The organism is Enterobacter cloacae complex sp. SHL018 (assembly GCF_049237905.1).
In the GTDB taxonomy this organism is placed as follows: domain Bacteria; phylum Pseudomonadota; class Gammaproteobacteria; order Enterobacterales; family Enterobacteriaceae; genus Enterobacter; species Enterobacter hormaechei_C.
The window spans coordinates 586,343-613,292 of record NZ_JBMKJE010000001.1 but is presented as its reverse complement, the minus strand read 5'-3'; the positions used below and the strand labels follow the sequence as shown (position 1 = coordinate 613,292).

The following is a 26,950-nucleotide window of genomic DNA, read 5'->3' as shown; positions in this document are numbered from 1 at the left end:
CTTTTCTGCCATAATGAGCGCTTTCGTTGTTACTCCGCAGGAGCCCACCATGGATTTTACCGCCGGACTGATGCCGCTTGAGACGGCACTCTCGCAGATGCTTGACCGCATTACTCCACTGCACGACGTTGAGACACTGCCGCTTGTGCGCTGTTTTGGCCGTATTGCCGCGCGCGATATCGTCTCGCCGCTGAACGTGCCGGGGTTCGATAACGCGGCGATGGACGGCTATGCCGTACGTCTGGCGGATCTGCAAACGGGTCAGCCGCTGCCGGTGGCAGGTAAAGCGTTTGCCGGGCAGCCGTTTAACGGTGAGTGGCCAGCGGGCACCTGCGTGCGCATTATGACCGGGGCACCGGTGCCAAAGGGCTGTGAAGCCGTGGTGATGCAGGAAGAGACCGAACAAACGGACGACGGCGTGCGCTTTACCGCCAGCGTCAAAGCGGGACAAAATATCCGCCACATCGGGGAAGACATTACCCTGGGCGCAACGGTCTTTGCCGCCGGGCAAAAGCTGACGGTCGCCGAACTGCCGGTGCTGGCATCGCTTGGCATCGCGGAGATTGACGTGGTCCGCAAAGTGCGCGTGGCGGTGTTCTCCACGGGAGACGAGCTACAGCTTCCGGGTCAGCCACTGAACGAGGGGCAGATTTACGACACCAACCGTCTGGCGGTGCACCTGATGCTTGAGCAGCTGGGCTGTGAGGTGATTAACCTCGGTATCATTCCTGACGATCCGCAAAAACTGCGCGCGGCGTTTATCGACGCTGACGCCTCTGCCGACGTGGTGATCAGCTCCGGCGGCGTATCGGTTGGCGAAGCGGATTACACCAAAACCCTGCTTGAAGAGCTGGGCGAAATCGCCTTCTGGAAGCTGGCGATTAAACCGGGCAAACCGTTCGCGTTTGGCAAACTTCCGCACAGCTGGTTCTGTGGCCTGCCGGGTAACCCGGTCTCCGCCGCGCTTACCTTCTACCAGCTGGTGATCCCGCTGCTGGCGAAGCTTTCAGGCAACAATGCCAGCCCGCTGCCGGAGCGTGTGCGCGTGCGGGCGGCAACGCGCCTCAAAAAATCACCGGGCCGTCTCGATTTCCAGCGCGGCATTCTGGCGCGCAACGCCGACGGCGAGCTGGAGGTGAGCACTACCGGGCATCAGGGTTCGCACATCTTTAGCTCCTTCAGTCAGGGGAACTGCTTTATCGTGCTGGAGCGCGATCGCGGCCACGTTGCGGCGGGCGAATGGGTTGAAGTGGAACGCTTTAACCACCTGTTCGGAGGCTGACATGACGGTGGAACTGAGCGACCCGGAGATGATGCGCTATAACCGCCAGATCGTGCTACGCGGGTTTGATTTCGAGGGCCAGGAAGCGCTCAAGGCGGCCAGCGTGCTGGTTGTGGGCCTGGGCGGGCTGGGCTGCGCAGCGGCGCAATACCTGGCTGCGGCGGGTGTCGGCAGCATGACGCTGCTGGATTTCGACACCGTGTCGGTGTCCAACCTGCAACGCCAGACGCTGCACAGCGACGCGACGGTCGGTCAGCCTAAAGTGGAATCAGCACGCACGGCGCTGGCGCGCATTAACCCCAACGTTCAGTTCACCCTGATTGACGCGATGCTGGATGACGACGCGCTGTTTGCGCAGATTGCACGGCATGACCTGGTGCTGGACTGCACCGATAACGTCGCCATTCGCAACCAGCTCAATGCGGGCTGCTTTGCCCGTAAAACGCCGCTGATTTCCGGCGCGGCCATTCGCATGGAGGGGCAAATCACCGTCTTCACCTACGCTGAAGGAGAGCCCTGCTACCGCTGCCTGAGCCGTCTGTTTGGCGAGAATGCGCTGACCTGCGTCGAGGCGGGCGTGATGGCGCCACTGGTTGGCGTTATCGGTTCCTTGCAGGCGATGGAGGCGATCAAAGTGCTGGCGCACTACGGCACGCCCGCAGCGGGTAAAATCGTGATGTATGACGCAATGACCTGCCAGTTCCGCGAGATGAAGCTGATGCGTAATCCCGGGTGTGAGGTGTGCAGCAAATAAAAAAGTCGGGTGGCGGCTTCGCCTTACCCGACCTACAACGGCTCGAACGGCGCCACCCGGCAACAGCAATGCGAATGTAGGCCGGGTAAGCGTCAGCGCCACCCGGCAACAGCGATGCAAACGTAGGCCGGGTAAGCGTCAGCGCCACCCGGCAACAGCGATGCAAACGTAGGCCGGGTAAGCGTTAGCGCCACCCGGCAACAGCGATGCAAACGTAGGCCGGGTAAGCGTCAGCGCCACCCGGCAACAGCGATGCAACGTAGGCCGGGTAAGCGTCAGCGCCACCCGGCAACAGCGATGCAAACGTAGGCCGGGTAAGCGTTAGCGCCACCCGGCAACCGCATCAGACAGACGTCCGCCCAAACGCCCCCTGCCAGTCCTGCTCAAACTTCACAATTGCCGCATCCACGGCCGGAGAGGTAATAAACTGCTGCGCCACGTCCAGCGGCAGCGTGATGGACTCGCACCCTGCCAGCAGGCAGTCCAGCGCCTGGCGCGGGGTTTTAAAGCTCGCCGCCAGCACTTTTGACTGCGGGGCATGCAGGGTCAGCAACTGTTGCAGTTCGACCACCGTCTGGATCCCGTCCCCGCCCTGCGCGTCCACGCGGTTCACGTAAGGAGCCACATACTCAGCCCCCGCCAGTGCGGAGAGCATCCCCTGTGCTGCGCCATACACCGCCGTACCCAGCGTCGGGATCCCTTCTGCTTTCAGCATTTTGATCGCCGCCAGTCCTTCAGCGGTCACGGGCACTTTCACCACCAGGTCATTGATTATCGCGCGCAGCTTACGTGCGTCTTCCACCATTCCCTCGGCGGTCTTCGCCATCACCTGAGCGAACAGCCGGCCCTTGCCGCCCAGCGCGTCGTGCAGCGCGGGCAGCAGCTCTTCCAGAGGCGTTTTACCCGCCGCCACAATGCTTGGGTTAGTGGTCACGCCCGCCAGCGGGAAGATACGCGCCAGCTTTTTGACTGCCGCAACGTCAGATGTGTCGAGATAAAGTTCCATGATGTCACCCTCAAAATTAGCCTGCACTTACCCTATCACAGCAAAACCTGCTCAGGAATTGACCCATATCAAGATAACTTTCATTCGAAAGTAATTTAATCTTCATATGTAATTCGAGGGCAAGAAAATGATCTTCAATATACAGCGTTACTCCACCCACGACGGTCCCGGTATTCGAACCGTGGTATTCCTGAAAGGCTGCTCGCTGGGCTGTCGCTGGTGTCAGAACCCGGAAAGCCGCTCCCGCACGCGGGACGTCCTGTTTGATGCCCGTCTGTGCCTGGACGGCTGTGACCTGTGTCAGCAGGCCGCGCCGGGGTGTGTTGAACGCGCGCTGAACGGGCTGGTCATTCATCGTGAGAAGCTTAACGACGAGACGCTCACTGCCCTCACCGACTGCTGCCCGACCCAGGCGCTTACCGTCTGCGGTGAAGAGAAGCAGGTGGAGGAGATTATGGCCGCCGTGCTGCGCGACAAGCCCTTCTACGACCGCAGCGGCGGCGGGATCACCCTCTCCGGCGGCGAGCCGTTCATGAACCCGGCGCTGGCACATGCCCTGTTTAAAGCCAGCCATGAACAAGGCATTCATACCGCCGTTGAAACCTGCCTTCACGTACCATGGCATTATATCGAGCCGTCACTGCCGTATGTCGATCTATTCCTGGCGGACCTGAAACATGTGGACAGTGACGTATTTAAACAGTGGACCGATGGCTCAGCCAAACGGATCCTGGACAACCTGAAGCGCCTGGCCGCCGCCGGGAAAAAAATCACCATTCGCGTGCCGCTGATCCAGGGCTTTAACGCCGATGAAGCGTCGGTTACCGCCATTACCAATTTCGCCGCCGACGAACTCGGCGTTCACGATATTCATTTTCTGCCGTATCACACGCTGGGCATGAACAAATACACCCTGCTCGGCCAACCCTACTCTGCCCCTGACAAACCGCTGGATAACCCTGCCCTGCTGGACTTCGCGCAGCAGTATGCCTGCCAGAAAGGGTTAACCGCGACCTTACGAGGATAAACTTATGACCACCCTGAATCTCAACACCCTCAGCGAGCGCATCAAGGCGCACAAAACGGCGCTGGTGCATATCGTTAAGCCGCCGGTCTGTACCGAGCGCGCGCAGCATTACACCGAAATGTATCAGCAGCACATGGACAAGCCGATCCCGGTACGTCGCGCCCTGGCGCTGGCGCATCACCTGGCCGAGCGTACCATCTGGATCAAGCATGACGAGCTGATTATCGGTAACCAGGCCAGCGAAGTGCGCGCCGCGCCGATCTTCCCGGAATATACCGTCTCCTGGATTGAGAAAGAGATTGACGATCTGGCGGACCGCCCGGGCGCAGGCTTTGCGGTGAGCGAAGAGAACAAGCGCGTGCTGCATGAGATCTGCCCGTGGTGGCGCGGCCAGACGGTGCAGGACCGCTGCTACGGCATGTTCACCGACGAGCAGAAAGGCCTGCTGGAAACCGGCATCATCAAAGCGGAAGGCAACATGACCTCCGGTGACGCACACCTGGCGGTGAATTTCCCGCTGGTGCTGGAGAAAGGGCTTGACGGCCTGCGCGCGAAAATGGCCGAGCGCCGGTCGCGCATCAACCTGACGGTGCTGGACGATCTGCACGGCGACCAGTTCCTGAAAGCCATTGATATCGTGCTGGAAGCCGTAAGCCTGCACATCAAACGCTTTGCCGACCTGGCGCGTGAAATGGCCGCAACAGAAACCCGCGACAGCCGCCGCGACGAGCTGCTGGCCATGGCGGAAAACTGCGACATCATCGCCCACCAACCGCCAAAAACCTTCTGGCAGGCGCTACAGCTGTGCTACTTCATTCAGCTGATCCTGCAAATTGAGTCCAACGGTCACTCCGTCTCCTTTGCCCGTATGGACCAGTACCTTTACCCGTACTACCGCCGCGACGTGGAGCTGGACCAGAGTCTGGATCGCGAGCACGCCATTGAGCTGCTGCACAGCTGCTGGCTGAAGCTGCTGGAAGTGAACAAAATCCGCTCCGGCTCGCACTCCAAAGCCTCTGCGGGCAGCCCGCTGTATCAGAACGTCACCATCGGCGGCCAGAAGCTGGTCAACGGTGAACCGATGGACGCGGTCAACCCGCTCTCTTACGCCATTCTCGAATCCTGCGGCCGTCTGCGCTCCACCCAGCCGAACCTGAGCGTGCGCTACCACGCGGGCATGAGCAACGACTTCCTCGACGCCTGCGTGCAGGTGATCCGCTGCGGCTTCGGGATGCCGGCGTTTAACAACGATGAAATCGTGATCCCGGAATTTATCAAGCTCGGCGTGGAACGAGAGGACGCGTATGACTATGCGGCGATTGGCTGCATCGAAACCGCCGTCGGCGGCAAGTGGGGCTATCGCTGCACCGGCATGAGCTTTATCAACTTCGCCCGCGTGATGCTGGCGGCGCTGGAAGGCGGTCGCGACGCCACCAGCGGCCAGGTATTCCTGCCGCAGGAAAAAGCGCTTTCTGCCGGTAATTTCGGGAATTTCGATGAGGTCATGGCGGCGTGGGATAACCAGATCCGCTACTACACCCGCAAATCCATTGAGATCGAGTACGTGGTGGACACCATGCTGGAAGAGAACGTCCACGATATTCTCTGCTCGGCGCTGGTGGACGACTGTATCGAACGCGCGAAAAGCATTAAGCAGGGCGGCGCGAAGTATGACTGGGTTTCCGGCCTACAGGTGGGGATCGCCAACCTTGGCAACAGCCTGGCAGCGGTGAAGAAGCTGGTGTTTGACCAGGGCGTTATCGGTCAGCAACAGCTGGCGGCGGCGCTGGCGGATGACTTCGAGGGGCTGACCCACGAGCAGCTGCGCCAGCGCCTGATCAACGGCGCGCCGAAGTACGGCAACGACGACGACAGCGTGGACCTGCTGCTGACCCGTGCTTATCAGACCTACATTGAAGAGCTGAAGCAGTATCACAACCCACGCTACGGCCGCGGCCCGATTGGGGGTAACTACTACGCGGGCACGTCGTCTATCTCCGCAAACGTGCCGTTTGGCGCAGCAACCATGGCGACGCCGGACGGCCGTAAAGCCCACACCCCGCTGGCGGAAGGGGCAAGCCCGGCCTCCGGTACCGACCACCTCGGCCCGACGGCGGTGATTGGCTCCGTGGGTAAACTGCCGACGGAAGCGATTCTCGGCGGCGTGCTGCTAAACCAGAAGCTGAACCCGTCGACGCTGGAAAACGACAGCGATCGCCAGAAGCTGATGGTGCTGCTGCGCACCTTCTTCGAGGTGCATAAAGGCTGGCACATTCAGTACAACATCGTCTCCCGCGAAACGCTGCTGGAAGCGAAGAAACACCCGGATCAGTATCGTGACCTGGTGGTGCGCGTCGCGGGTTACTCGGCGTTCTTCACCGCCCTGTCGCCGGATGCGCAGGACGATATTATTGCCCGTACTGAGCATACGCTGTAACGGTTTATCCCCTCTCCCTTTAGGGAGAGGGTTAGGGTGAGGGGGAAATGCGCACGCTGATGCCCTCACCCCGGCCCTCTCCCACGGGGAGAGGGAGAAAACACTAAAAACGGCAACTTCGGTTGCCGTTTTGCTTTGACTTTCGAATGAAATTAAATTTGTGCTCCCCGTCACCTTGTTATTAGAATGTTTCAAACGCAGTGACCCAGGAGCACAGTATGACCGTAAAAGTTATCGTCACCGATATGGACGGAACTTTCCTTGATGATGCCAAGCAGTACGATCGTGACCGCTTCCAGGCACAGTTTGAGCAGCTTAAAGCCCGCGACATTGAATTTGTTGTCGCCAGCGGCAACCAGTATTACCAGCTCATCTCCTTCTTCCCGGAGCTGAAAGATCAGATCTCCTTCGTCGCGGAAAACGGCGCGCTGGTCTTCGATCACGGCGAACAGATTTTCCACGGCGAACTGACGCGTCATGAGTCGCAGATCGTCATTGGCGAGTTGCTGAAAGACAAAGGGCTGAACTTTGTGGCCTGCGGGCTGGAGAGCGCGTACGTCAGCGATAAAGCACCAGAAGCGTTCGTGAAGCTGATGTCGAAACACTACCATCGCTTAAAACCCATCAGCGATTACCGCGAAATTGACGACGTGCTGTTTAAATTCTCCCTGAACCTGCCGGACAGCGATATCCCGAATCTGGTTGATAAACTGCATGTCTCCCTGGACGGCATCATGAAGCCGGTCACCAGCGGCTTCGGTTTTGTCGATTTGATTATCCCCGGCCTGCACAAGGCCAACGGCATCAGCCGCCTGCTTAAACGCTGGAAAGTCTCACCTCAGGCGTGCGTCGGCATTGGCGACAGCGGCAACGATGCGGAAATGCTGAAGCTGGTAAAATACTCCTTTGCGATGGGCAACGCGGCGGACAGCATTAAAGAGGTCAGCCGTTACACTACCGACGATAACAACCATCAGGGCGCGCTGAATGTGATTCAGTCCGTGCTCGACGCGCACTCCCCGTTCGACGCCTGATCCCCCTACCTGCCGGAGCCTCGCTCCGGCCTCTCACTCTTTTCCCATCCTGTGGCACCCGTCAAGGTTTTAAACTTGCATTAACTTTTTTTTAACTTAAAGTATCACTTGTAGACACTTTTACTTTCGAATGAAAGATGCGAGGCAGTTATGACCTTTACCAGCGAAACGTTGCCAGCGGACCATAAAGCGGCAATCCGTCAGATGAAACGTGAATTACGCGCGCAGATCGGCGACGTGCAGGCGGTGTTCGACCGGCTCAGCGATAAAATCGCCACCCGCGTGGCGGAAATCAACGCTCTCAAAAACAAAGGCGAAACCGTCTGGCCAGTGATCCCTTTTGCCGACGTGAAAAACGGCACGATCACCGCCGAACAGCGCGAAGCCGTTAAACGTCGCGGCTGCGCGGTGATCAAAGGCCACTTCCCGCGCGAGCAGGCGCTGGCGTGGGATCAGTCGATGCTCGACTACCTCGATCTGAACAAATTTGACGAGGTGTACAAAGGACCCGGCGATAACTTCTTCGGCACCTTAACGGCCTCTCGTCCGGAGATTTATCCGATCTACTGGTCTCAGGCGCAAATGCAGGCGCGCCAGAGTGAAGAGATGGCGCAGGTACAGTCATTCCTGAACCGTTTATGGACATTTGAGAGCAACGGTAAACAGTGGTTCGACCCGGACGTGAGCGTGATTTACCCTGACCGCATCCGCCGCCGCCCGCCCGGAACCACCTCGAAAGGACTTGGCGCACACACCGATTCTGGCGCGCTGGAGCGCTGGCTGCTGCCCGCTTATCAGCAGGTGTTCGCCCGCGTGTTTGACGGCAACGTTGAGAAATACGATCCGTGGAATGCCGCGCATCGTACCGAAGTGGAAGAGTACACCGTCGATAACACCACCAAATGCTCGGTGTTCCGCACCTTCCAGGGCTGGACGGCGCTGTCGGACATGATCCCCGGACAGGGCTTGCTGCACGTGGTGCCGATCCCGGAGGCAATGGCCTATATTCTGCTGCGTCCGCTGCTGGACGACGTGCCGGAAGACGAGCTGTGCGGCGTGGCGCCGGGGCGCGTGCTGCCGATTTCTGAGAAGTGGCATCCGCTGCTGATCGAAGCGTTAACCAGCATTCCGGCGCTGGAAGCCGGTGATTCCGTGTGGTGGCACTGCGATGTGATCCACTCCGTCGCGCCGGTGGAAAATCAGCAGGGCTGGGGCAACGTGATGTATATTCCTGCCGCGCCAATGTGCGAGAAGAATCTCGCCTATGCGAAAAAGGTCAAGGAAGCGCTGGAAACCGGCGCGTCACCGGGCGATTTCCCGCGCGAGGATTATGAGAAAAGCTGGCAGGGCCGCTTTACCGTGGCCGATCTCAACATCCACGGCAGGCGCGCGCTGGGCATGGCTTAACCGTCGTACAGCCCTTCCCGCTCTACGGCGGTACGTCGTTTCCCCTGACGTATCCGCCGTACCGACTCCCGCACGGTCAGCGTGCCGTTTAGCAGCAATGTTCCCACCGGCGCATCCGGGCGCATCAGCCGCTGCTGGAGCATATGCACCGCTTCCGTTCCCAGCTCATCACGCGGAACATGTACCGCGGTTAAGGGCACATCCTGAATCGCCGCGAGATTAAAGCCGTCGATGCTCATCACCGAGACATCCTGCGGCACGCGCAGACCGTGTTTTTGCAGCGCGCTGATGGTCCCCGCCGCCATAAAATCACCACCAACCAGGAACGCCGTCGGCAGGTCCTTCCCTTTCTGCTGGTGAAGCCACTCGCTTACCAGCTGCTCCGTCTCTCTGGCGCTGAAGCTGGACACCATCAGCAGGTCGCGCCTGTCGCTGAACCTGAGGTTATGACCGTGCCACGCGTCGCGGATCCCGGACAGGCGCAGCTCCATGGTGTAGCGTCGCAGGCACAGCACGTTCATCACCTCCCGGTGCCCCATCTCGAACAGGTACTCCGCCGCCCGCTTGCCAATCGCGCGATGATCCGGCGCGACGGCGGGCAGGCGCATGTTGCGGTCCCGGCAGTTAATCAGCATACAGGGTTTGCCCACGTCTACCGCCAGATCGTGGATATGCGGATCGTCGATACCGAGGAGGATCGCCGCCTGGGTGTCCGCTTCGTTCATGCGGGCCAGAAACAGCTGGGCATCGCTGTCGTTCTCCTCCAGCGCACAGTAACGCAGGCGAACCTCGTGCGAGGCCAGCCCTTTGCTCACGCTCTGGATGACGCGGTAGTAAAAGATGTCGGACCGCTCGTCAAACGCCCGCTGCGGGGCAAACACCACCAGGCTGTTAAGCAGCAGACGCCCCGCCGCCATGCCGTCCATTACCCCCAGCTCCCGCGCGCACGCCAGCACCTTTGCCCGTGCTTTTTCGCTGGTGTTTGCCTTCCCCGCCAGCACGCGAGAAACGGTGCTGATGGAGAGCTGGGTACGGGCGGCGATTTCGGTGATTTTAAGCCTTTTGTCCATTTTGTGATCTGGCTCCGGATGTGAAATGAAAAAATTTTCACAACATGTTTATCAGGTAATAACTTGCGAGAAGGCCATAATGCCGAAAATTAAACCTCGGTTATGAGAAAGTTTGCACAAAATCCACTATTCCCTGCCCAATTTCTTTCTTAAGGTGAACCTGTCACACAACTTCCATACTAGTTGTATAGCAGCTTAGCGCTCTAAAACAGATAACTTTCAAACGCCTGACGCTGTGTGACACCTGAACCTTTGTCCCCTTACCGTCCGTCTTGTGGAGAAGAAAATGAGTCAGGACATCAATAACACCGTTGCGACAAGCAAAACACGTCGCGTCATCAGGAACCTGCGCTGGTACGTACTGGTGCTGTTTCTTCTCGGCGTGACCGTTAACTACATCACCCGTAACTCGTTAGGTATTCTCGCCCCTGAGCTGAAAGAGAGCCTCGGGATCACCACCGAGCAGTACTCCTGGATCGTCGGCGCGTTCCAGATCGCCTACACCATTTTCCAGCCCCTGTGCGGCTGGCTGATTGACGTTATCGGCCTGAAAATCGGCTTTATGGTCTGCGCCGGGATCTGGGCGCTGATGTGTATCTTCCACGCGGGCGCCGGAAGCTGGCTGCACCTGGCGATTCTGCGCTTCTTTATGGGTGCGTCCGAAGCCGCCGCCACGCCAGCGAACGCCAAAACCATCGGCGAATGGTTCCCGAAATCAGAGCGCCCTGTTGCCGCAGGCTGGGCGGGGGTAGGCTTCTCCATTGGGGCCATGCTGGCCCCGCCTATCATCTACTTTGCCCACGCGTCGTTCGGCTGGCAGGGTGCGTTTATGTTTACCGGCGTGCTGGCGCTGCTGTGGGTGATCCTGTGGTGGGCGTTTTATCACAACCCGGAACAGCACCCGAACCTGAGCCGCGATGAGCTGGCGTTTATCAAGCAGGATAACGAACCTGCGCCGGTCAAACTGCCCTTCCTGACCGCGCTGAAAACCGTCTCGAAGAACAAACGGTTCTACGGTATCGCCATCCCGGCCTTTATGGCGGAACCGGCCTGGGCCGTGCTGAGCTTCTGGGTGCCGCTGTACCTCGCCAAAGAGCACGGTATGGATTTGAAACAGATCGCGATGTTCGCCTGGCTGCCGTTCCTGGCCGCCGACCTCGGCAGCGTGGCGAGCGGCTACCTGACCCGGCTCTACACCCGCTGGTTTGGCTGCACCCGCGTCAACTCGGTGGTAGCCAGCTCCGTCACCGGCGCGTTTCTGATGATTTCTCTGGCCGTCGTGGCCGTGACCCGCGACCCGTATATCACCATCGTGCTGATCTCCATCGGCGGCTTCGGGCACCAGATCATCTCCTGCATGCTTAGCGCGCTGGTCGTGGAGTCGTTCGACAAAGGCCAGATGGCGACGGTCAACGGCATGCGCGGCTCGGCGGCGTGGATCGCCAGCTTCCTGTTCTCCCTTTTGATTGGGGTGACCGCCGACAAAATCGGCTTCAACCCGCTCTTTATCGCCATGGGCTTCTTTGACCTGCTTGGCGCTGTCTTCCTGGTGGCATTTATTGCTGAACGTCGCGCCAAGCGCGCCTGATAGTGGATGTATTGCATATGAAAAACCTGAAAAACTGGACCGTCGATACGCAGTCGGCGAATCATCTGGAACTGCTAATCGATAACCAGCACCGCCTGTGTCTGTATGTGCTGGAAGAGAATCTGTTCCGTGTGCTGATCAAACGTAAAGGCGAGCTGGCGCTGAACCGCACCTGGAGCATCGCGCCGGAACAAGATGTGCCGTGGGAAGGCCGCCGTCGTGACGATGTCAGCGGCTTCACCTGCCCTGCCTGGACGCTGACGCAGCGGGACGACACGTTAACCGTAGCGACTGAACAGCTGCGCGTCACCGTCCACCAGCCGCTGTGGCTGGAGTGGCACTACCGCAATGAGGCGGGCGAGTGGCAGCCGCTGGTCAATGACCGCCCGACCAGCGCCTACCTGCTGAACGCCCACGGTGACGGCGTGGCGCACTATCTTAGCCGACGTAAGGATGAACGTTTTTACGGTCTGGGTGAGAAAGCGGGTGATTTACAGCGCAACGGCAAACGCTATGAGATGCGTAACCTGGACGCGATGGGCTATAACGCGGCCAGCACCGATCCGCTTTACAAGCACATCCCGTTCACCCTCACCCGTCGCGATGACGTGAGCTACGGTCTGTTCTACGATAACCTGAGCAGCTGCTGGCTGGATCTGGGTAACGAGATCGACAACTATCACACCGCCTACCGCCGCTGGCAGGCGGAAGCGGGCGATATTGACTACTACCTCTTCACCGGCAAGCGCGTGCTGGACGTGACGAAAGCCTTCGTGCGCCTGACGGGGAAAACGCTGTTCGGACCGAAGTGGAGCCTGGGCTACAGCGGCTCGACCATGCACTACACCGACGCGCCGGACGCGCAAAACCAGCTGATGAACTTCATCCGCCTGTGCGATGAGCATGCCATTCCGTGCGACTCGTTCCAGCTCTCCTCCGGCTATACCTCGATTAACGGCAAGCGCTACGTCTTTAACTGGAACTACGACAAAGTGCCGCAGCCGAAGGTGATGAGCCAGGCGTTCCACGACGCGGGGCTGCGGCTTGCGGCCAACATCAAGCCGTGTCTGTTGCAGGATCATCCCCGCTACAGCGAAGTGGCGGAACGCGGCCTGTTCATTCGTGATTCAGAAACCGATGCGCCTGAACGTTCCAGCTTCTGGGATGACGAAGGATCGCATCTCGACTTCACCAACCCGCAGACGGTGCAGTGGTGGCAGCACGGCGTGACCACGCAGCTGCTGGAGATGGGCATCGACTCCACCTGGAACGACAACAACGAGTATGAAGTGTGGGACGGGGAAGCGCGCTGCTATGGCTTCGGTCAGGAAATCGCCATCAAGCACATTCGCCCGGTGATGCCGCTGCTGATGATGCGCGCCTCGCTGGAAGCGCAGCAGCGCTTTGCTCCGGAGAAACGTCCGTATCTGATCTCCCGCTCCGGCTGCGCCGGGATGCAGCGCTACGTTCAGACCTGGAGCGGCGACAACCGCACCAACTGGGACACCCTGCGTTATAACATCCGCATGGGGCTGGGCATGAGCCTGTCCGGACTGTTCAACGTCGGTCACGACGTCGGCGGTTTCTCCGGCGACAAGCCGGATGCCGAGCTGTTCGTGCGCTGGGTACAGAACGGCGTGATGCACCCGCGCTTTACCATTCATTCGTGGAACGATGATCACACGGTGAACGAGCCGTGGATGTACCCGGGCGTCACGCCTGCGATTCGCAGCGCCATTGAACTGCGCTACCGCCTGCTGCCGTATCTCTACACCCTGCTCTGGCAGGCGCACGCCGACGATGAGCCGATGCTGCGCCCGACCTTCCTCGATCATGAGCACGATGCGCAGACGTTTGAAGAGTGCGACGATTTCCTGCTGGGCCGTGACCTGCTGGTGGCCAGCGTCGTCGAAGCCGGGCAGCGCGAGCGCCGCGTCTGGCTGCCGGATAACGAAACCGGCTGGTACGATTTTTACACCCACGCATGGTATGCGGGCGGCCAAGCGATCGTCCTTGATGCGCCGCTGGAAAAGCTGCCGCTGCTGGTGCGCGCCGGTGCCGGTTTGCCGCTCAGCGAACGCATCCGTCACGTGAGCGCCGATAAAGACGATACCCGTGAGCTGAAACTGTTCCCGGTGAAAGGCGTCGGCACCACCTCCGGGCTGCTGTTTGAGGATGACGGCGAAAGCTGGGGCTACCAGAACGGCAACGCGCTGTGGGTGGAATGGGAGATGGAGTGCGACGGCGCAAGTATCAACCTGAAGGTGAATGCGCGCGGCGACTATCGTCCGGCATGGAAGGCGCTGAAGGTGTCATTACCGGCGGGGGAAAAACGTACGCTGCGGGTGAACGGAGTTGAAGGGGGCGAGTGGGTGGTGTAGTGCGGCCTGTTGCCCTCACCCTAACCCTCTCCCACAGGGAGAGGGGATAGAACGTAGGCCGGGTAAGGCGAAGCCGCCACCCGGCTATTTTTTTAACTCTCGATACCTTTACTGCGCAGGTAATCTTCGTAGTTACCGGTGAAGTCCACCACGCGCTCTGGCGTAATTTCGATCACGCGGGTCGCCAGCGAGCTGACGAACTCCCGGTCGTGAGAGACGAAGATCAGGGTGCCCTGATACATCTCCAGCGCCATGTTCAGCGACTCAATAGATTCCATATCCAGGTGGTTGGTCGGTTCGTCCATCACCAGAATATTCGGTTTTTCCATCATCAGCTTGCCGAACAGCATACGGCCCTTTTCACCACCGGAGAGCACTTTGGCGGGCTTTTTGATATCGTCCTGGCTGAACAGCAGACGCCCCAGAATGCTGCGTACCGCCTGCTCGTCGTCGCCTTCCTGCTTCCACTGGCTCATCCAGTCGAAGACGGTCAGATCGTTTTCAAACTCATATTCATGGTCCTGCGCGTAGTAACCAATCTGCGCGTTTTCAGACCATTTCACGGTACCGTTATCCGGTTGCAGTTCACCCACCAGGGTTTTCAGCATAGTGGATTTACCCACGCCGTTGGCGCCGAGGATGGCAATCTTCTCGCCCACTTCCAGCAGCAGGTTGAAGTTTTTGAACAGCGGGCCTTCATCGAAGCCTTTGGTGAGGGCTTCCACTTCCAGCGCGTTACGGAACAGCTTCTTGTCCTGCTCGAAGCGGATGAACGGGTTCTGACGGCTGGAGGCTTTAACCTCTTCCAGCTTGATTTTGTCGATCTGACGGGCACGCGACGTTGCCTGGCGCGATTTAGAGGCGTTGGCGCTGAAGCGGCTGACGAAGGATTGCAGGTCAGCAATCTGCGCTTTCTTCTTGGCGTTGTCGGCCAGCAGACGCTCGCGCGCCTGGGTTGCCGCCGTCATGTACTCATCGTAGTTGCCCGGATAAACGCGCAGCTCGCCGTAGTCCAGATCCGCCATGTGAGTACACACCATGTTCAGGAAGTGACGGTCGTGCGAGATGATGATCATGGTGCTGTCGCGATCGTTCAGCGTCTGCTCCAGCCAGCGGATGGTGTCGATGTCCAGGTTGTTCGTCGGTTCGTCGAGCAGCAGGATGTCCGGGTTAGAGAACAGCGCCTGCGCCAGCAGCACACGCAGCTTCCAGCCTGGCGCGACTTCGCTCATCGGGCCGTAATGCTGTTCAACCGGAATACCGACGCCCAGCAGCAGTTCGCCCGCACGCGCTTCCGCAGAGTAGCCGTCCATTTCGCCGTATTGCGTTTCCAGGTCGGCCACTTTGTAACCATCTTCTTCGCTCATCTCAGCGAGACCGTAGATACGATCGCGCTCCTGCTTCACTTCCCACAGCTCCGCGTGCCCCATGATCACGGTGTCGAGCACGGTGAACTCTTCGAAGGCGAACTGATCCTGACGCAGCTTACCGATGCGCTCGTTAGGGTCGAGCGACACGTTACCGAGCGTTGGCTCCAGGTCACCGCCAAGGATCTTCATAAAGGTGGATTTTCCGCTACCGTTGGCACCAATCAGGCCGTAACGGTTGCCGCCGCCAAATTTGACGGAAATGTTTTCGAACAGCGGCTTACTGCCAAACTGCATAGTGACGTTGCTGGTAACTAACACGGAGAGATTCCTGCGAAAAGTGTGATAAACGCGGCATTATGCCACAATTCCGAATTGAGATCCCGTGTTGCGGTAATCCACTAAACTTTAACAAAATCGAAAAAAATGTGATTTCGTACACATCTGAATTCCCAGTTAACGGGAATGCACATATAATGCGCTCCCATTACCGATTCAGACTTATCAACTCATCGCCAGAATGGCTTAGATACCTCGCATAACATGAACATGAAATTAACAACGCTTTTTGCGGCGGCGTTAGCCGTAGTAGGTTTTTGTAAGACCGCGTCTGCGGTGACGTATCCCCTGCCGACAGACGGAAGCCGTCTGGTGGGTGAAAACCAGGTGGTGACGGTGCCGGAAGGGAACTCTCAGCCGCTGGAATACTTCGCGGCGCAGTATCAGCTCGGTCTGTCGAACATGCTTGAGGCGAACCCGGGCGTTGACCCGTATCTGCCGAAAGCGGGTACCGTACTCAACATTCCACAGCAGCTGATCCTGCCGGATACCGTGCACGAAGGTATCGTGATTAACAGCGCCGAAATGCGTCTGTATTACTACCCGAAAGGCACCAACACCGTGATCGTGCTGCCTATCGGTATCGGTCAGCTGGGTAAAGACACTCCGCTGAACTGGACCACCAAAGTGGAGCGTAAGAAAGCGGGCCCAACCTGGACGCCGACCGCCAAAATGCACGCTGAGTACATTGCTGCCGGCGAACCGCTGCCAGCCGTTGTGCCTGCCGGCCCGGATAACCCGATGGGTCTGTACGCGCTGTACATTGGACGTCTGTATGCCATTCACGGTACTAACGCCAACTTCGGTATCGGCCTGCGCGTAAGCCACGGCTGCGTGCGTCTGCGTAATGAAGACATCAAATTCCTGTTCGATAACGTGCCGGTCGGTACGCGCGTGCAGTTCATTAACGAACCGGTGAAAGCGACGTCAGAGCCGGACGGCAGCCGTTACATTGAAGTGCATAACCCGCTGTCCACCAGCGAAGATCAGATCAACAACAACGAAATCGTACCGATTAAGCTGACCAGCGCGGTGCAGTCCGTCACCTCTCAGGCGGATGTTGACACGACCATCGTTGACCAGGCGATTCAGAACCGTTCCGGTATGCCGGTGCGTCTGAACTAATCGTGAGAATTAAAAAAGCGGGCCGCGGGGCCCGCTTTTTTTTATCCGTTATTCACGATAACGATGCCGCCATGGTCATAGCGATAGTGACAATGGGCGTACTCCAGCGGCGTACCATCTTCAAGATAGATCACCTGCTCTACCTCCAGCACCGGGTCGGTTGGCTCGCAGACAAGGTGTTGCATATCCAGCGCACTGGGCTTCAGCGCCCGCACCACCCGATACGATCCCATGATCTTCAGCCCCAGCGTCTCCTGTACATACCGGAATACCGAACTTTCAAGATGGGTTTTGTTCAGACCGGGCACCAGATTGAGCGGCATTACCGTAGCGTCCAGAGACATCGGCTCACCGTTCAGTAAACGCAGACGGATAAAGTCATAGATCGGCGTATCCGGATTTATCATCAGCGATGCCTGCTCTTTCTCGTTCGGGAAGCGCAGTTCGAAGTGCACCACCTGGCTCGTCACCGTGCCTAAATGTTCCCAGGTTTTGGTCGCCCCGAAGTAGTCGCTGCCGGAGAGATCCCACTGGGAAAGCTGGAGGAAATTTTTGCGGATGAACGTGCCCTGCCCCTGTCGGGTATAGACCAGCCCTTCTACGATCAGCTGACGCATCGCCTGCTGAATGGTCATCCGGCTGGTGCTGAACTCCGCCGCCAGCGCGAACTGGTCCGGCAGAGGTTCATTGGCGGCGTACTGCTGGGTGATAATGCGTTTCTTAATTTCCCGCGCTATGGTGATGTACTTCGCCGCCATCGTCCTTCCTTAAATTAGTGTTCTGTCCCGCTGTTTTTCAACGCCACTCGCTCGGCAACTTTGAGGAAAGGCAGGTAGAAGAATACACCAAATACGATGATTGCCAACTGCACCACCACCGCCCGCCAGTCCCCCGCCGTCGCCAGCCAGGCGCTGAGGATCGGCGGGGTCGTCCACGGGATCATCACCACGCAGCGCGACATGAGCCCCAGCGTGGTACAGAGCCATGCAAAGTAAATCCCGATAGCGGGCAGCAGCACAAACGGGATCATCAGCGGCAGGTTAAAGACTATCGGCAGGCCGAAAATCACCGGCTCGTTGATGTTAAACAGACCCGGCGCCAGCGACAGACGCGCCACCTGCTTCGCTGATTTCTGTCTTGAGAAGATGAAGATAGCAATCAGCAATGAGATTGTGCTGCCCGTCCCGCCCACCATGCCAAAGGTCGGCACAAAGATGTTGTTGATGATGTGCGGGATCGGCTGGCCGCTGGCAAAGGCCAGCATATTCTCATTGGTATTGATCAGCAGGAATGGCTCCAGCACCACGCTGTTGACCACCGACTGATGAATACCGAGCGTGAACAGGAAGTTACCGAAGCTGTAGATGAAGATCGTCCCGGGCAGGCTGGTGTTGATCAGCCGCAGCGGCTGCTGAATAAATGTCGTAATGAGATGGATCAGATCCGTGTGCAGCACGTTCGCCAGTATGGCCGCCAGCACCGCAAACAGGGAGAGCGTGAGGATCGTCGGGATCAGCGCGGTAAAGGATTTGCTCACCGCTGGCGGTACGTTCTCGCCCAGCGAAATGTGCAGCGCCCTGAGCCGTGAAATGGCGATAAACAGCTCGGTTGAGAGCAGCCCAATCAGCACCCCGGCGAAAATCCCGGTGGAGCCGATATTGGCGAACGTCAGCACCTGGGTAACGTTTACCGTGGCGTCGCTGCCGATGGGGGTAATCTGTAAGCGCATCGGCATCATGATGATGAAACTGCTGACGGCGATAACCACTGCCGAGACCGGATTGTCGAAATCTTTGTTGCGCGCCAGCGACCAGGCAATCATCGGAGCCAGCAGCAGCGCGGCGATGTTCAGCGTGCCGTTGATAATCGCCTCGCCCCACACCTTAAACTGCGTAAGCGTGTCGCCCTCTAAGATCCAGGGGAACACCACGTTGTTCACCAACACCGCCAGACCGGCGAGAATGAAAATCGGCATTACCGTGGCGAAGGCATCGCGCAGGGAGCGAAGATGCACCTGGTTTGCCAGGCGCGCCGAGAACTCAACAAATTTATCGACAAAAGACTGCATGTGCGGTGTTATTTTTGTTTCAGACATAGCGGAGTGTTCCCATCAATCAGTCACAAAAACGGCCCGGCAGCGTACGGCTTACATCTCGCGTCCGTTGGTATGGATAACCTGTTTTAACCACGCGTAGCTCTTCTTCGGCACGCGCTTCAGGTCTTTCAGGTCGTGGTTTTCCCGGTTGACGTAGACCACGCCGTAGCGCTTACGCATGTCGCCCTGGGAGCTGAGAATGTCAATCAACCCCCAGCCGAGATAGCCCATCACCTCTGCCCCGTCCTCGAACATCGCCTCTTTCATGGCCTCGATATGCGCCCGGTGGTAGTCGATGCGGTAGGTATCCTCTATGGGGTTTACGCCATCCCAGGACTCAATCACCCCAATGCCGTTCTCAATCGGGAATACTGGCATCCGCCAGTCGTTGGCATAGCGGGTGATGATGGTGCGAAAGCCCAGCGGGTCGATCTGCCAGTTCCACTCGGTGGCCTTCAGGTACGGATTGTTTTTCTCGCCGTGCAGCAGGTAATAGTTCACCGGCGTGCCTTCCGGGATGGCATCGCTGTCCAGCGTTTTGCTGGCGTAGTAGCTGAAGGCCATAAAGTCGTTCTTCGTGCGCGCAAACAGCGCGAGATCGTCTGCGCGGTAGATATCGCCGAAGCCTTCCTGCTCCACCACCGCCATCACCGCCGGGCTGTAGCCCTGGCCCGCGAAGACGCGCAGCAGGTTCTGGTTGAGGAATTCGTCGTACTGCTGGGCGCAGAAGATGTCACGCGGTTTGCAGGTGGCCGGATAAATCAGCTGGTGCGCCAGCATGCCGCCCATCAGCTTGCCCGGCTTAGTCTGGTGCAGGTACTCGGTCAGCGCCATGTGCGCCACCATGGTGTGATGCTGCACTTCGTACAGCTCGCGCAGGGTTTCCTCCCCCTTCATATAGCCGGAGATGCGAAAGGCTATCGGCATGTGGAAAATATTCTGCTCGTTAAAGGTCAGCCAGTACTTCACCCGGTCACCAAAGCAGTCGATCATCTTTTTGCCGTAGCGGATAAACGCCTCCACCACGCGACGATCGTTAAATCCGTTGTACTCCTGTGCCAGCGCCAGCGGCATATCGAAGTGGTAGAGGCAGACCATCGGCTCGATACCGCGGGCGATCAGATCGTCGATAAAACGGTCATAAAACGCGATGCCTTCGGCGTTGAACTCGCCGTCACCCTGCGGGCAGACGCGGCTCCAGGAGATCTGGAAGCGGTAGCAGTTCATGCCCAGATCCTGCATCAGGTCGAAATCTTCCCGGTAGCGGTGGTAGGAGTCGGTGGCCACTTTCCAGTCAGAGATATTTTCACCGGCTTCGCGAATGTCATACACCGACATCCCCTTTCCGCCCTCATTCCAGGCCCCTTCCGTCTGCATGCTCGACACCGAGTTGCCCCATAAGAAGTTGGCTGGCAGTGATTGATTCATGGTTGCCTCCTATATGACTAGTCATTTAAATGATATGACTAGTCATATAGCCGGAGATGAAATTTCGATCAAAGGGGAGGAACGATTTTTGTGAGATGGGTTTGAATAATGACGAGGGATGTCTTGCGAACTGCGCCCTGGCAGCAAGTCCTATTGCTGCCAGACGTAAATGAGTCTGCGCAATTCAGGGAAAAGATACCGAACCGCCGAACTCCATATAGATTTTTGCCAGATTATTTAACTGGTTAAAGCGATTTTCATACAGTGCCAGTTCAGCCTGACGGCGTTTCTCCTGAGCATCAAGCCAGAAAGAAATTCGCACCGCGCCCTGGCGATAGCGAACTTCGTTTAGCCTCTCTGATTTTTTCGCCAGTTCCAGGCCTTCACGTAGAAGCGTCTCCTGTTCCAGGAGTTGATGACGCAAAGCAAGCGCATCTTCTATGCTACTCATCGCCTTGTAAAGTTCCTGTTTAAACTCCAGAACCCGTTGCTCGTAGTCGTTTCGGGCAATCTTCACGTCCATGCCCCTTTCTCTCCATTCCAGGAACGGCAGGGTCAGGTTTGCTCCAACAGAGCCTACAGGATTTTCCAGGAAGGCCATAAGGCTGCTGCTGCTGGTGCCAAGCGAGCCGGTCAGACTAAACGCTGGATAAAATGCAGTACGCTGGACATCAACGGTGGCCAATGCTTCCCGTACCCGCCACTCTTTAGCGCTGATATCGGGTCGATGCCGCAGCACGTTGACCGGGATCTTTCCACTGACCTGCGGCAGTGGTCCCATTGGTAACGCTTTCGGTTCGACTATCGCGCTGCCCGGCGCGGTTCCAAGCAAAACGGCTTGCTGATTGAGCGCCTGTAAACGTTCATTCTTCAACGCCGCCAGCCTGTTTTCCTGCGAAAGCACGCCCTGCTGAGCATCCACAACATCCAGAGAGGAGGCACCGCCCGCGGCATAACGCGCGTTAGCCAGGCGCAGCGTCTCTTTTGCATAGTTGATGCTTTGTTGCAGGACAGACAGCTGCTGGTTAATAAAGCCTAAGCGCCAGTAATTATTACTGGCATTTGAAAGCAGCGTCAGGCGTGCAGAACGCAGATCCTCTTCCGAGGCAAAACGTGCCCACGCCTTCGCATCGCGCTGCCGCGCTATTTTGCCCCACAGATCCAGCTCATAGCTGGTATTAATACTGGCAACGCTGCCCCTGCTCCAGTGGGCTGAGCTGTTCAGTTGTTTTTTACCGTCAAGCGCGAGCGAACCTTTTAGTCCCGGATCGTTTGTGATGCCAATCCGCTCTTCTTCCAGGCGGGCGCGATAAACACGCAATACCGCTCCAGCGACATCGTTATTGCGCACCATCACCTGCCGCAGCCAGCCGTCGAGGTCTGGATCGTTAAAGGCCTGCCAGTCGAACGGCATCCTCTCCTCCGCAGCATCCGCCTGATACCAGTTGGCAGGGTATTTCACCTCAGGAGGCTGATAGTCGCTTTTCAGAGAGTCGGCGCAGCCAGCACTAAGCAGGACAACAAGGCATACCGTTAAAGGGGATAATATTTTCATGGGTTACTCGCTGGCCAGTGAAACGACCGGATCCATCCTTGCTGCCTTGCGGGCAGGGAGATAACCAAAGATCATGCCGATTAAAGTTGAGCAGAAGAATGCGGCAGCAGCGGCCTGCCACGAATAAATGGCGGTGAAAATGCCCCCTGCCAGCGCGGTGAACAACGCTCCGGCGGCATACGACAGTGCAATACCTAACACTCCGCCTATTAGACATACCAGCACAGCCTCAATCATAAACTGCTGCATGATATCGCCCTGACGCGCACCGACCGCCATTCGTACGCCAATCTCATGGGTCCGTTCCGTGACCGACACCAGCATGATATTCATCACCCCAATGCTGCCGATCATCAGCGAGATGCAGGCCACCATCAGAATCAGGATGCTAAAGGTCATTGAGGTCCGTTCGATTGATTGTCGAATCTGCTCGAAATTATAAAGCTGGAAGTCTTTCACGCCGTGGCGTTGAGTGAGAAGCTGAGAAATAGCGCTGACCGCTGCCTCGTTGGCAACATCATCCTTAAGCCTTACGCTGATGCTGGTCAACACCGGTTTTCCTGTCATTCGATACATCACCGTGCTGTAAGGCATCCAGACGTTAATGCGATTAGGCGCATAGCTTCGGCTGTTCCCTTTGGCGATGCCGACAACCCGTGCAGGCACGGAACCCAGAAAAACGATTTGCCCAAGTGCCTTGAGTCCCGCATCGTCAAATAACGCCTTGCGGGCGTTTTCATCAATGATGACTTCCTGCGAGGCATTTCGATCGTCCTGGAAAGTTGATCCCTGCAACAGTTCAATACCGTTTACGCGAAAATGATCGCGCCCAACGCCATTGATCGTGGCGGTAGCGGATTTACCCAGAAAGCGAATGTTGTCGGAAGCGTTAACTTCGGGGCTGACGCTGTCAACAAACCCCTGCTTTGCTAATGCTTCGGCGTCTGCCGGGACCAGTGTACGAATGGCTTCAGTGCTGTCGTCAAAGAAATCCCTTCCCGGGTAGATGCTCACCACGTTGGTTCCAAGCTCCTTGATATTATCAAGGGTTCGCTGTTTCGCGCCTTCACCCAGTGCCACCACCGTAACAACCGCGGCGATACCAAAAATAATGCCCGTCATGGTTAACGTCGTGCGCAGGCGATGCGCATTCATCGCTTTTAACGCCATGTGCAGGGATTCACGGGTACGGTCAACAATACTTTGCCACCAGCTTTGCTGAACGCTGTCAGGTCGTTTAAGGGCAACCCCGGAGGTAACACGACTGCCGGTATCAGAAATAATTTCACCGTCACGCAGCTCAATAATACGGTTAGCATGCTGCGCTACCTTCATATCATGTGTCACCATAACCACGGTATGGCCACGCTGATTCAGTTCACTGAGTATTGACAGTACCTCCTGACCGGACTGCGTATCCAGCGCGCCGGTGGGTTCATCCGCCAGAATGATTTCACCGCCGTTAATCAGCGAGCGGGCAATACTCACACGCTGCTGCTGGCCGCCTGAAAGCTCTCCCGGCTTATGATGTTCACGATCTTCCAGCCCGAGTCTTCCAAGCAATGTCGCCGCGCGCAGACGGCGCTTTTCGCGCTCACTATTGGCATAAATCGCCGGAATTTCAACGTTACTTAACGCGCTCAGGTCGGGCATTAAATGATAACGCTGGAAGATAAAACCGATGTGCTCACGGCGGATCCTTGCCAGATCGTCAGGTGAAAGCTGGGCGGCATTTTGACCGCTGATAAAGTAATCGCCACAATCAGGGACATCGAGACAGCCCATAATATTCATCAGGGTTGACTTACCGGAACCGGAGGCGCCGATGATCGCGACCATCTCCCCAGCAGCGATAGTCAAATCAATCCCTTTAAGCACGGTGAGATCCTGTCCACCGTTCCTGTAGGTGCGGCTGATGCCCTTGAGTTCTATGATATTACTCAAGATACAAACCCTTCCCCGGGCGCTTTTTCACCCGGCTGCGATAACACAACATGTTCCCCGACTTTTACACCGTCCAGGATCTGGATATCCACACTGTTAGTAATGCCGGTTTTGACCTCACGGGTTTCCAGCCGCTTATCACTGGTCAATATCTGCACCTGCTGTTTGTTGCCACTCACCTTGTGCACAGCCTGAATCGGCACCAGTAACGTATTTTTAGCTTCTCCAGCCAGCAAGGTCACCTGTGCTGTCATGGCAATTCGCAGCCGATTTTCTGGATTGGGGACATCCAGCAGCGCGTTGTAGTACACCGAAGCATTTGACGTGCCTGACCCTGAGGCTGAGCTACTGCTGGCAAGGCTATCATCTTTCATAACCGACTCAGGTGCCAGTTCAACGGTACGTAACGTGGCGTCATAATGCTTATCCGGCTCAGAGAAAATGGTGAATCTGGCTTTCTGTCCCGGTGAAATTCGCGTGATATCCGCCTCAGAGATCTGGGCTTTAATTGTCATCACGTCCAGACGTGCGAGTTTGATAATGGTCGGCGCACTTTGGCTGGAGTTAACCGTTTGGCCCTGTTGGGTGACAACGGCAATAACAATGCCGTCCATGGGAGCAACAACTTTTGTATAACCCAAATCGACCTTTTTCTTGTCGACATCAATTTGCGCCTGGACGAGTTTGGCATTCAGGGCCGATAGCTCAGCGCGGGTACTGGCCAGCGTGGTTTCAGCCGTTTCGAAATCTTCTCTCGAGCTGGCATCCTCATTTAACATCTGGCGCTGGCGCTTAAAACGCAATGAGGCTTGCTTCAACTGCGCCTGCTTAGCCTGAAGGTCCGCTTTTACCACGTTGAGAGCAGCTTCTGCGTTGCGTAAATCATTCCGCTGCGGCACGTCATCAATTTCAGCGATGAGCTGTCCTTTAGTGACACGATCGCCTAACTTCACTTTCAGCGACTTAACCTGGCCAGAAACCTGTGCCCCAACGTTGACCCGCTCAATCGCATCAATTCGACCGGTAGCAAGTACGGCGTTTTCAATATCGCCGATGCGTACTGGAGCGGTAACATACTCAGGAACCTCGGGGCTTATCAGGAAGAAGAACAAGGCGATGCTAAAAATAATTAGCAGAGCCGCAGCACAGGTCATTACGCGTCGGGGAGGGAATTTTGTTAACATTACGCAGGTTTTCCATAACGATAAACAGCAGTGAATCAGGCATCATAGTAACATCGCCAGTATTTACGGGAGGTAAACCCGCGCTATTTGGTGAAGTAGCGTCATCGTAGACCCCCGCCATCAATTACACAGAATCACCAGGTCCGCCTGTAAACCGCCGCAAGCGTGGGATTTTGTGCCTAAATCCACAGAGTCCCCTTTTGCTGAGCCCCACCTGCGATTTTTCCCATAATCGATTCATTGTGCATTAAGTGCTTAATTATAGTTGCAACCCACATATGATAATAGTAATTATTATCATTAGCATTTGCACTGATGGTTTATCTGGCAAGGTATACAGAGGTCTCAGGAAACAAGCCTCTCCAGGTTTGTTGAACGGTCTCACACTCAACAAATGCATCTGAACACCGCGGCGTGGCAGCACGACGCCGCCTGGGCTGTTCAAAAGGACAACGGCGCGTAAGCGTTAATGGAAGCCGGGATAAGGAATTCCCGATTCACCAGCCTACGTCACGGAATAGTCAGCGACAGGACCGTTCGTAAGGCTGATGAAACTCAAAAAGGACGCAGCGTCTGTCAAAGCAGGCTTAACGAAAATTAACGTCCTGCTGCTGGCATATGACTGCGTCGACTTCCTGATTTAGTTCGTCAAGCGGAGAGGGATTTTCTCATGCGTATTTTGTTTGTAGGCCCGCCTCTCTATGGGCTGCTGTATCCTGTGCTGTCTCTGGCACAGGCGTTTCGCGTTAACGGCCATGAAGTGCTGATCGCCAGCGGAGGAAAATTCGCCCAAAAAGCGGCAGAAGCTGGGCTGGTGGTATTTGACGCCGCACCCGGTTTTGATTCTGAAGCTGACTATCGCCGCCGCGAGGCACAGCGAAAAGAAAGCAACATCGGCACAAAAATGGGCAACTTCTCATTCTTCAGCGAAGAGATGGCCGACCACCTGGTGGAGTTTGCCGGACACTGGCGACCCGATCTCATCATCTACCCGCCGCTCGGGGTCATCGGGCCTCTGATTGCCGCCAAATACGATATACCGGTCGTAATGCAAACCGTCGGCTTCGGCCATACGCCCTGGCATATCAAAGGCGTAACGCGTTCGCTCGCGGACGCCTATCATCGCCACGGCGTTGGGGCCGCACCGCGCGATATGGCCTGGATCGACGTAACACCACCGAGCATGAGCATTCTTGAAAACGACGGAGAACCCATTATTCCCATGCAGTACGTCCCGTACAACGGCGGCTCGGTGTGGGAACCGTGGTGGGAGAGGACGCCCGACCGTAAACGTCTGCTGGTGAGTCTCGGTACCGTCAAACCGATGGTCGACGGCCTTGACCTGATCGCCTGGGTGATGGATTCCGCCAGTGAAGTCGATGCCGAGATCATCCTGCATCTTTCGGCCAATGCGCGGTCGGATCTGCGCTCACTGCCCTCAAATGTTCGCCTGGTCGACTGGATACCCATGGGAGCCTTCCTGAACGGCGCAGATGGCTTCATTCATCATGGTGGCGCGGGCAATACCCTGACGGCGCTGCACGCCGGTATTCCACAGATCGTCTTCGGCCAGGGTGCCGATCGCCCGGTAAATGCCCGCGCTGTTGTCGAACGCGGCTGCGGGATCATCCCCGGCGACGACGGCCTGTCGAGCAGCATGATCAATGCTTTCCTCGACAATCGCGCGCTTCGCGACGCCTCTGAAGAGGTAGCGGCGGAAATGGCAGCGCAACCCTGTCCGAGCGAGGTGGCGAAAAGCCTGATCGCGAGGGTACAGAAAGGGTAGCCACTACGCCGTCATGACGATCATACGCCAGCACGCATCCAGGAGATACGCCCGTAACAATGCGGGACCGGATCGGGCTGGCGCTTTTTTTTGCACAGCGATCCGACTTGGATCCTATTGTTTACAGACGGAGGAGGCTTA

At 57.2% G+C, this 26,950-nt stretch carries 20 protein-coding genes; 10 read left to right on the top strand and 10 right to left on the bottom strand.

Annotated elements, in window-relative coordinates; all coding sequences use genetic code 11:
* The first annotated feature begins 49 nt into the window (after positions 1 to 49).
* Together moeA and moeB are read left to right on the top strand one after the other, a co-directional pair.
* Complete coding sequence (moeA, locus tag ACOTY5_RS03020) at positions 50 to 1,282, top strand: molybdopterin molybdotransferase MoeA (protein ID WP_045142271.1); 1,233 nt, start codon at positions 50 to 52, stop codon at positions 1,280 to 1,282.
* Between the two features lies 1 nt (position 1,283).
* Positions 1,284 to 2,036 carry a molybdopterin-synthase adenylyltransferase MoeB gene (gene moeB, locus ACOTY5_RS03015; protein WP_032670251.1) on the top strand — a complete coding sequence of 251 codons (753 nt, stop codon included), beginning with the start codon at positions 1,284 to 1,286 and terminating at the stop codon, positions 2,034 to 2,036.
* A gap of 184 nt (positions 2,037 to 2,220) precedes the next feature.
* Here the strand turns inward: moeB and ACOTY5_RS03010 are convergent, their stop codons facing one another.
* Both ACOTY5_RS03010 and fsa read right to left on the bottom strand, forming a co-directional pair.
* Positions 2,221 to 2,367 (bottom strand): hypothetical protein, encoded by a 147-nt coding sequence (locus ACOTY5_RS03010; protein WP_154816688.1) that lies wholly within the window; start codon positions 2,365 to 2,367, stop codon positions 2,221 to 2,223.
* 12 nt (positions 2,368 to 2,379) lie between these two features.
* Entirely contained in the window at positions 2,380 to 3,042 is a 663-nt protein-coding gene (gene fsa, locus ACOTY5_RS03005; protein WP_017693747.1) for a fructose-6-phosphate aldolase, read from the bottom strand.
* A gap of 127 nt (positions 3,043 to 3,169) precedes the next feature.
* Here fsa and ACOTY5_RS03000 point away from each other — a divergent pair, with 127 nt between their 5' ends.
* The 4 genes from ACOTY5_RS03000 to ACOTY5_RS02985 all read left to right on the top strand — a co-directional run bounded on the left by ACOTY5_RS03000 (position 3,170) and on the right by ACOTY5_RS02985 (position 8,947).
* Positions 3,170 to 4,069 (top strand): glycyl-radical enzyme activating protein, encoded by a 900-nt coding sequence (locus ACOTY5_RS03000; protein ID WP_023296177.1) that lies wholly within the window; start codon positions 3,170 to 3,172, stop codon positions 4,067 to 4,069.
* Positions 4,070 to 4,073: 4 nt separating this feature from the next.
* Positions 4,074 to 6,506, top strand: coding sequence for a formate C-acetyltransferase/glycerol dehydratase family glycyl radical enzyme (locus ACOTY5_RS02995; RefSeq protein WP_421631830.1), 2,433 nt, complete (start codon positions 4,074 to 4,076; stop codon positions 6,504 to 6,506).
* Positions 6,507 to 6,724: 218 nt separating this feature from the next.
* A complete protein-coding gene (locus ACOTY5_RS02990; RefSeq protein WP_032620018.1) occupies positions 6,725 to 7,540 on the top strand; it encodes a Cof-type HAD-IIB family hydrolase in 816 nt (271 codons plus the stop codon).
* Between the two features lie 150 nt (positions 7,541 to 7,690).
* Positions 7,691 to 8,947 (top strand): DUF1479 domain-containing protein, encoded by a 1,257-nt coding sequence (locus ACOTY5_RS02985; RefSeq protein WP_017384899.1) that lies wholly within the window; start codon positions 7,691 to 7,693, stop codon positions 8,945 to 8,947.
* On the opposite strand, the gene ACOTY5_RS02980 is transcribed toward ACOTY5_RS02985, so the two are convergent.
* Positions 8,944 to 10,017, bottom strand: coding sequence for a LacI family DNA-binding transcriptional regulator (locus ACOTY5_RS02980; RefSeq protein WP_045142357.1), 1,074 nt, complete (start codon positions 10,015 to 10,017; stop codon positions 8,944 to 8,946). The genes ACOTY5_RS02985 and ACOTY5_RS02980 overlap by 4 nt on opposite strands.
* A 286-nt stretch (positions 10,018 to 10,303) precedes the next feature.
* Between ACOTY5_RS02980 and ACOTY5_RS02975 the strand changes: the two genes are divergently transcribed.
* Positions 10,304 to 11,605, top strand: a complete 1,302-nt coding sequence (locus ACOTY5_RS02975) for an MFS transporter (RefSeq protein WP_017384901.1) — start codon at positions 10,304 to 10,306, stop codon at positions 11,603 to 11,605.
* 17 nt (positions 11,606 to 11,622) lie between these two features.
* Positions 11,623 to 13,986 (top strand): TIM-barrel domain-containing protein, encoded by a 2,364-nt coding sequence (locus ACOTY5_RS02970; RefSeq protein WP_045142358.1) that lies wholly within the window; start codon positions 11,623 to 11,625, stop codon positions 13,984 to 13,986.
* Between the two features lie 92 nt (positions 13,987 to 14,078).
* Here ACOTY5_RS02970 and ACOTY5_RS02965 read toward each other — a convergent pair whose 3' ends face one another.
* On the bottom strand, positions 14,079 to 15,674 hold the full coding sequence (locus ACOTY5_RS02965; protein WP_003858434.1) for an ABC-F family ATPase: 1,596 nt from the start codon (positions 15,672 to 15,674) through the stop codon (positions 14,079 to 14,081).
* 222 nt (positions 15,675 to 15,896) lie between these two features.
* Between ACOTY5_RS02965 and ldtB the strand changes: the two genes are divergently transcribed.
* Positions 15,897 to 16,817: a L,D-transpeptidase gene (ldtB, locus tag ACOTY5_RS02960; protein WP_015571042.1), complete on the top strand. Its 921-nt coding sequence runs from the start codon at positions 15,897 to 15,899 to the stop codon at positions 16,815 to 16,817.
* Positions 16,818 to 16,858: 41 nt separating this feature from the next.
* Here ldtB and ACOTY5_RS02955 read toward each other — a convergent pair whose 3' ends face one another.
* The 6 genes from ACOTY5_RS02955 to ACOTY5_RS02930 form a co-directional block, all read right to left on the bottom strand.
* Positions 16,859 to 17,575: a GntR family transcriptional regulator gene (locus tag ACOTY5_RS02955; protein ID WP_015571043.1), complete on the bottom strand. Its 717-nt coding sequence runs from the start codon at positions 17,573 to 17,575 to the stop codon at positions 16,859 to 16,861.
* A 14-nt stretch (positions 17,576 to 17,589) separates the two neighbouring features.
* Positions 17,590 to 18,912, bottom strand: a complete 1,323-nt coding sequence (locus tag ACOTY5_RS02950; RefSeq protein WP_045142359.1) for a PTS sugar transporter subunit IIC — start codon at positions 18,910 to 18,912, stop codon at positions 17,590 to 17,592.
* A 51-nt stretch (positions 18,913 to 18,963) separates the two neighbouring features.
* Entirely contained in the window at positions 18,964 to 20,340 is a 1,377-nt protein-coding gene (locus ACOTY5_RS02945) for a glycoside hydrolase family 1 protein (RefSeq protein WP_045142360.1), read from the bottom strand.
* Between the two features lie 184 nt (positions 20,341 to 20,524).
* Positions 20,525 to 21,895 (bottom strand): efflux transporter outer membrane subunit, encoded by a 1,371-nt coding sequence (locus ACOTY5_RS02940; RefSeq protein ID WP_045142361.1) that lies wholly within the window; start codon positions 21,893 to 21,895, stop codon positions 20,525 to 20,527.
* Between the two features lie 3 nt (positions 21,896 to 21,898).
* Positions 21,899 to 23,839: a MacB family efflux pump subunit gene (locus tag ACOTY5_RS02935; RefSeq protein WP_045142362.1), complete on the bottom strand. Its 1,941-nt coding sequence runs from the start codon at positions 23,837 to 23,839 to the stop codon at positions 21,899 to 21,901.
* Positions 23,836 to 25,023, bottom strand: a complete 1,188-nt coding sequence (locus ACOTY5_RS02930) for an efflux RND transporter periplasmic adaptor subunit (RefSeq protein ID WP_062933905.1) — start codon at positions 25,021 to 25,023, stop codon at positions 23,836 to 23,838. Before ACOTY5_RS02930 ends, ACOTY5_RS02935 begins: the two co-directional genes overlap by 4 nt.
* A 670-nt stretch (positions 25,024 to 25,693) precedes the next feature.
* Here ACOTY5_RS02930 and iroB point away from each other — a divergent pair.
* Positions 25,694 to 26,809 (top strand): salmochelin biosynthesis C-glycosyltransferase IroB, encoded by a 1,116-nt coding sequence (gene iroB / locus ACOTY5_RS02925; protein WP_045142363.1) that lies wholly within the window; start codon positions 25,694 to 25,696, stop codon positions 26,807 to 26,809.
* The last annotated feature ends 141 nt before the right edge of the window (positions 26,810 to 26,950 follow it).

Bases quoted from the DNA above. Each gene is read 5' to 3' on its own strand.
- ACOTY5_RS02995 (WP_421631830.1), top strand. From the start codon at position 4,074: ATGACCACCCTGAATCTCAACACCCTCAGCGAGCGCATCAAGGCGCAC.
- ACOTY5_RS02940 (WP_045142361.1), bottom strand. From the start codon at position 21,895: ATGAAAATATTATCCCCTTTAACGGTATGCCTTGTTGTCCTGCTTAGT.
- iroB (WP_045142363.1), top strand. From the start codon at position 25,694: ATGCGTATTTTGTTTGTAGGCCCGCCTCTCTATGGGCTGCTGTATCCT.
- ldtB (WP_015571042.1), top strand. From the start codon at position 15,897: ATGAACATGAAATTAACAACGCTTTTTGCGGCGGCGTTAGCCGTAGTA.
- ACOTY5_RS02990 (WP_032620018.1), top strand. From the start codon at position 6,725: ATGACCGTAAAAGTTATCGTCACCGATATGGACGGAACTTTCCTTGAT.
- ACOTY5_RS02975 (WP_017384901.1), top strand. From the start codon at position 10,304: ATGAGTCAGGACATCAATAACACCGTTGCGACAAGCAAAACACGTCGC.
- ACOTY5_RS02930 (WP_062933905.1), bottom strand. From the start codon at position 25,023: ATGTTAACAAAATTCCCTCCCCGACGCGTAATGACCTGTGCTGCGGCT.
- ACOTY5_RS03000 (WP_023296177.1), top strand. From the start codon at position 3,170: ATGATCTTCAATATACAGCGTTACTCCACCCACGACGGTCCCGGTATT.
- ACOTY5_RS02985 (WP_017384899.1), top strand. From the start codon at position 7,691: ATGACCTTTACCAGCGAAACGTTGCCAGCGGACCATAAAGCGGCAATC.
- moeA (WP_045142271.1), top strand. From the start codon at position 50: ATGGATTTTACCGCCGGACTGATGCCGCTTGAGACGGCACTCTCGCAG.
- ACOTY5_RS02970 (WP_045142358.1), top strand. From the start codon at position 11,623: ATGAAAAACCTGAAAAACTGGACCGTCGATACGCAGTCGGCGAATCAT.
- ACOTY5_RS02950 (WP_045142359.1), bottom strand. From the start codon at position 18,912: ATGTCTGAAACAAAAATAACACCGCACATGCAGTCTTTTGTCGATAAA.
- ACOTY5_RS02955 (WP_015571043.1), bottom strand. From the start codon at position 17,575: ATGGCGGCGAAGTACATCACCATAGCGCGGGAAATTAAGAAACGCATT.
- ACOTY5_RS02945 (WP_045142360.1), bottom strand. From the start codon at position 20,340: ATGAATCAATCACTGCCAGCCAACTTCTTATGGGGCAACTCGGTGTCG.
- fsa (WP_017693747.1), bottom strand. From the start codon at position 3,042: ATGGAACTTTATCTCGACACATCTGACGTTGCGGCAGTCAAAAAGCTG.
- moeB (WP_032670251.1), top strand. From the start codon at position 1,284: ATGACGGTGGAACTGAGCGACCCGGAGATGATGCGCTATAACCGCCAG.
- ACOTY5_RS02980 (WP_045142357.1), bottom strand. From the start codon at position 10,017: ATGGACAAAAGGCTTAAAATCACCGAAATCGCCGCCCGTACCCAGCTC.